The sequence below is a fragment of the Lysinibacillus sp. RU7 genome (assembly GCF_057837305.1).
Window position 1 is genome coordinate 1 of the sequence record NZ_JBYQFK010000055.1, and the last position, 1,557, is coordinate 1,557.

Sequence of the window (1,557 nt, forward strand, 5' to 3'; positions counted from 1 at the left end):
TTGAATCAATTTCATAAATCATCTTTTTTAAGAGCTTAGACTGCTCCTGTTTCAAAACTTGTGTTTTTTTAAAATTATGCTGCTTGCTGTTGTGCTTGTAATAATGCATGCAATCGGTCAACGGCTAATTTGCAAGCATTATAAATAAACGTCACTAGGTTAAAGTGTAGTTTTGCTTTTTTACCTGTACGGTGACGGATGTTGTTTAATTGAAAGTATTGTTTTAAATAGGCGTTGACCCTTTCTACTGCTGTACGTTCTTTGTAAAGTTTCTTCCATAATTCCGAGCCACGTGCTGGGTACGTATACTTTCGAATATCCGTCGTACATTTGATTTTAAACACCTTTTGGCAAAGTGAGTCTTCACGTAACGGACAGCTTGCACATTCTTTCGGTCGTATGTATTTTAACGTATTGTATTTTTCATCGAAGCTATCGTAACAGTAACTATGTTCGCGTACACAAGTTGGTCGGAAATATTCATCGAATCCTAGATATTCTCCTTCATTTCGAACATTGTACGGAATAACTACACGCATTGTTTGGGCGAATGCTTGTTTATAAATGGGTTCATAATCATAGCCGGCATCAAATATCGCTGTTGTAAAATGATTAGGCATCATAGCCTCTATTTTTTTGAGTAGCGGGATGGCCACTTTACTGTCAGATAAATTGCCTGAAGACATGAGGCGACCTACAATATATTGACTTTTCGTTGAAACAGCCAGATGTCCTTTGAAACCGTACCAAAACGTATTTTTACCGTCACTATTTTTCTTGATGCCCCAATTCGGATCAATGGGTATGTCCTTCCAAAGCTTTTCAAGCGGAATGGATAATTGTGCTTCTAATTTCTTTTCATACGTTGTCAGATTGGCTTCGATTTGAGCTTGTTCAACGGTCCAAGCTACCTGTTCTTCTTTCGTTTTACGACCACGTTTCTTTGGTGGCTTATTTTCTTTCTTCTTAGAGGGTTTGGATGCATCACGTGCTTCGAAATGCGTGGCATCAAAGGCAAGGTGTTCATCACAAAGAAAGCCTTCTAAAAAGGCAATTTGAATCAGTTCATCTTGCATGTTATCCAAAACATCAGACTGACTAATTACATCAATCATGCGAGAATATGAAGCTTCTGAAGGGACCGAATCTGAAACAAGAAACCCGCAATCGAAACGGAATAAAGGATCGTGGACTAAACGCTTAACTAAATCCTTTATTGTGGGAATACGTTCAACAATACGAATCATCAATGATTGAATCATGGCACCATAGTTACATTCACGTGGAGCGCCACGCAACGTCTTTTTAGAAAAAAGCTGAAAGATTGGTTGTACATCGAAAGTGGCAAAAATCGCATCAAAACGGTGCGAACTTTCCATTTCGAATAATTGATGGATGTCAAAAAGGCTCATTTGTTTTACAATAGTCATGAGGCATTCACTCCGTTCGTATAAGGTTGGTTTAGTCGCTACCATTATACCGAATTTGGGGAGGTGCCTCATTTTTATTTCATTGAAACCCTTGATACCGAAGGGATTAGAATTATGAAATTAACTC

Annotated in this window: 1 protein-coding gene; it reads right to left on the reverse strand. The window is 38.2% G+C overall.

What is annotated here, in order from left to right; genetic code table 11:
* Positions 1–74 precede the first annotated feature (74 nt).
* On the reverse strand, positions 75–1,430 hold the full coding sequence (locus AC3II9_RS21350) for a transposase (protein ID WP_489158712.1): 1,356 nt from the start codon (positions 1,428–1,430) through the stop codon (positions 75–77).
* Positions 1,431–1,557 lie beyond the last annotated feature (127 nt).

What these genes read in the sequence shown, in the direction of transcription:
- AC3II9_RS21350 (WP_489158712.1), bottom strand. Translation starts at nt 1,430, where the DNA reads ATGACTATTGTAAAACAAATGAGCCTTTTTGACATCCATCAATTATTC.